Here is a 3691-nt window from a genome sequence, read left to right as displayed (position 1 = left end):
CCGGCGTTCGGCCGCCCCGGGTTCGCGCCCGCGCACCGTCCGCCGGCCGATCCGCTGGTGGGCGCCCGCCAGCAGGCGGTCCTGGAACTGCGCCGGCTGCGCGCGCTGACCCCGGCCGACGACCGGCGCACCGCCCTGGCCGATCTCGGTACCCGGCTCGCGGCGCTGGTCGACGGCCTGCCGGACGGTGCGGCCGGCCGGTCCGAGCTGGCCGCGCTGGTGGCCGAGCTGCGCGCCTGCGACGGGGACGAGCCGCCACGCGGCGGCGCGCTGGACGAGCTGTGGCAGCGGACCATCGACCGGCTCGCCGCGTTCGCCGGCGAAGGTGCCGCGCCGGAGTCGGCGCCGCGCCGCTTCGGTCGGCGCCGGCGCCCGGAGGACGGGACCGGCCGGCGGGACTCCTTCTGGCGCTGACCGGCCCCGCCCGGGCCGGGCGGTTGGTTCTCGCCCGTCGCCCCGGCCGGCACCGTCCGGAAGGGGCGACGCCGTCGCCGATGGGTGGTACGGGCAGGTGGCCGCGCACGTCGCCGCCGGGGCGACCGATAGCATCGAGCGGTCCGGCCGAGTCGTCGGTCCGGCGTCCCGCAGCCTTCTTGACGAGGAGTCATCGTGCCCGCAGCGACCGCCGCCCAGGGGAGTGAGACCGCCTCCGTCCTCGTGCCGGCCGGTACGACGGCGGCCGAGGCGATCGCCGCGGCCGGGCTGCCGACCTCCGGCCCGACCGCGATCGTGGTCGTCCGCGCCGACGGCGCGCTGAAGGACCTGGAGTGGGCGCCTGCGACCGACACGGTCGTCGAGCCGGTGTCGATCGACTCGCCGGACGGGTTGAAGGTGCTGCGCCACTCGGCCGCGCACGTGATGGCCCAGGCGGTGCAGGAGATCTTCCCCGGCACCCTGCTCGGCATCGGCCCGCCGGTGGAGAACGGCTTCTACTACGACTTCCTGCCGGCGAAGCCGTTCACGCCGGAGGACCTCGCCGCCATCGAGAAGAAGATGGGCGCGATCATCAAGTCCGGTCAGCGGTTCCACCGGCGGCCGATCTCCGACGAGCACGCGCACGCCGAGCTCGCGCACGAGAAGTTCAAGCTGGAGCTGATCGAGCTGAAGGGCTCGGCCGGTGAGGCGGCCGAGGGTGCCAGCGTCGAGGTCGGCGCCGGCGGGCTGACCATGTACGACAACCTCGACGCCAAGTCCGGCGACCTGGCCTGGACCGACCTGTGCCGTGGCCCGCACCTGCCGACCACCCGGCTGATCCCGGCGGTCAAGCTGATGCGCAGCGCCGCCGCCTACTGGCGCGGCAACGAGAAGAACCCGCAGCTGCAACGCATCTACGGCACCGCGTGGCCGACCCGGGACGAGCTCAAGGCGTACCTGAAGATGCTGGAGGAGGCCGCCAAGCGCGACCACCGCAAGCTCGGCGCCGAACTCGACCTGTTCAGCTTCCCGGACCAGCTCGGCTCCGGTCTGCCGGTGTTCCACCCCAAGGGCGGCATCATCCGGCGCGAGCTGGAGGGGTACTCGCGGCAGCGGCACGAGCAGGCCGGCTACGAGTTCGTCAACACCCCGCACATCACCAAGGGCGCGCTGTTCGAGACCTCCGGCCATCTGCCGTACTACGCCGACACCATGTACCCGCCGATGGAGCTCGAGGGCGCGGAGTACTACCTGAAGGCCATGAACTGCCCGATGCACAACCTGATCTTCGACGCGCGCGGCCGCTCGTACCGGGAGCTGCCGCTGCGGCTGTTCGAGTTCGGCACCGTGTACCGGTACGAGAAGTCCGGGGTGGTGCACGGCCTGACCCGGGTGCGCGGGCTGACGATGGACGACTCGCACATCTACTGCACCCAGGAGCAGATGCCGGGCGAGCTGCGCAGCCTGCTGTCGTTCGTGCTGGATCTGTTGCGGGACTACGGACTCGACGACTTCTACCTGGAGCTGTCCACCCGGGACGACTCGGACAAGTTCATCGGTGCGCCGGAGGAGTGGGAGGCGGCGACCGAGTCGCTGCGGCAGGCTGCCGAGGACTCCGGCCTGGAGCTGGTGCCCGACCCGGGTGGCGCGGCGTTCTACGGTCCGAAGATCTCGGTGCAGGCCAAGGACGCGATCGGCCGCTCCTGGCAGATGTCGACGATCCAGCTCGACTTCAACCAGCCCAAGCGGTTCGGCCTGGAGTACCAGGCGGCGGACGGCACCCGGCAGACCCCGGTGATGATCCACCGCGCCCTGTTCGGCTCCATCGAGCGGTTCTTCGGCGTGCTCACCGAGCACTACGCCGGCGCGTTCCCGGCCTGGCTGTCGCCGGTGCAGGTGGTCGGCATCCCGATCCGCGACGACCACGCCGACTACCTGCAGTCCTTCGTGGACCTGCTGCGGGCGCAGGGGATCCGGGCCGAGGTGGACACCGCCGACGACCGGATGCAGAAGAAGATCCGCAACGCGCAGAAGCAGAAGATCCCGTTCATGGCGATCGCCGGCGACGACGACGTGACCGCCGGTACGGTCTCCTTCCGCTACCGGGACGGCTCGCAGCGCAACGGCGTCCCGCTCGACGAGGCGGTGGCGCACGTCGTCGACGTCGTCCGCTCCCGTACCAACGTCGGCCCCTCCGCCGAGGCGGTCGAGGCAGTCGAGGCGCAGTAGCACCGCCGCCGGGTTTCCTTGCGTGCCAAGGAAACCCGGGGCGTTGTTCGAGCAGCGGGGCCGTTGGTACGACTACGCTGGTCTCACCGCACGTCCTGGACGAGCAGTCCGTCGATGCGGCAGAAGAAGACCCGGGCGCGGCCGTCGTGGTCGTTCGGGTCGAGCGGGCCGGCGGTCAGGTAGCACATCCCGTCGGTGAGCGCCGGTTCGGCGGTGATCACGTGCCACCAGGCGGAGCCCGCCCCGTACACCCCGGCGGCGGGGCTGATGTGCACCAGCTGTCCGGCGCGGGGAATCCGATCGGGCCGCCGGATAAGGTTCGTCATAGCCGCTCCCTTCGCGAGCGGTCAGGGGCCGGGCGGCGTGGGCTGGACGCCACCCGGCCCTGTCTGCAGGTTGCCGGTTACGTTAGCTGAACAGTTAGGTACTAGTCTAGTTCAGATTAGGGATGAGTAACGTTGTATCGGCCAGACATGCAGCGTGCTGGGTTGTCATCATCGGCACATGTCGATCGATCCCGACGCACCGGAGTACGCCTGGCAGCAGCTCGCGGCCGTGATCGAGGACCGGATCGCCACCGGGAAGTACACCCGACGGCTGCCGTCCGAGTCCTCGTTCAGCCAGGAGTTCGGCCTGGCCCGCAACACGGTGCGTCGAGCCATGGAGGACCTCCGCGAGCGCGGCCTGGTCGTCACCATCCCGCAGCGCGGCACGTTCGTGAAGCGCGACAGCTAGCTGTTCTGGGTCATGACGTTGGTGACGCCTGCGTGCAGCCGTGAGGCTGGTGGGCGGTCTCCGATGGCGGTGTGTGCTCGATGGTAGTTGTAGTGAACGTTCCATACGTCGATGGCGGCGGCGCGTTCGGCTTCGCTGGACCACGCTCGGGTGTAGAGCAGTTCGTCGGCCAGGATGCGGTTGTAGCGTTCGACCTTGCCGTTGTGTCGGGGTGTGAACGGTCGGATGCGTTGGTGGCGGGCGCCGTGGCTGGCCACGATGCGGGTGAAGCGGTGCGCGCGGTAGTTGGCGCCGTTGTCGGTGACCACGCGGG

General features: G+C 70.6%; 5 protein-coding genes. 3 read left to right on the top strand and 2 right to left on the bottom strand.

Annotated features, from left to right (window positions below; all coding sequences use genetic code 11):
- Together NUM_RS24475 and thrS are read left to right on the top strand one after the other, a co-directional pair.
- Positions 1–414 (top strand): hypothetical protein (locus tag NUM_RS24475; RefSeq protein ID WP_207127273.1); only part of this gene is annotated, 414 nt, incomplete at its 5' end.
- Between the two features lie 195 nt (positions 415–609).
- The gene (thrS, locus tag NUM_RS24470) at positions 610–2643 is read left to right on the top strand and encodes a threonine--tRNA ligase (RefSeq protein ID WP_207127272.1); all 2034 of its coding nucleotides are present in this window, start codon (positions 610–612) and stop codon (positions 2641–2643) included.
- 83 nt (positions 2644–2726) lie between these two features.
- Here the strand turns inward: thrS and NUM_RS24465 are convergent, their stop codons facing one another.
- Positions 2727–2969, bottom strand: a complete 243-nt coding sequence (locus NUM_RS24465; protein WP_207125044.1) for a hypothetical protein — start codon at positions 2967–2969, stop codon at positions 2727–2729.
- A gap of 178 nt (positions 2970–3147) precedes the next feature.
- Here NUM_RS24465 and NUM_RS24460 point away from each other — a divergent pair, with 178 nt between their 5' ends.
- A complete protein-coding gene (locus tag NUM_RS24460; protein WP_207127271.1) occupies positions 3148–3378 on the top strand; it encodes a winged helix-turn-helix domain-containing protein in 231 nt (76 codons plus the stop codon).
- Here the strand turns inward: NUM_RS24460 and NUM_RS24455 are convergent.
- Positions 3375–3691: integrase core domain-containing protein (locus NUM_RS24455; protein ID WP_207125026.1), on the bottom strand; the 317-nt coding region annotated here is incomplete at its 5' end. The genes NUM_RS24460 and NUM_RS24455 overlap by 4 nt on opposite strands.

This window comes from Actinocatenispora comari (assembly GCF_017312725.1).
GTDB lineage: Bacteria > Actinomycetota > Actinomycetes > Mycobacteriales > Micromonosporaceae > Actinocatenispora > Actinocatenispora comari.
The sequence above is the reverse complement of the archived record's forward strand: the minus strand, read 5'-3'. Positions and strand labels throughout refer to the sequence as shown.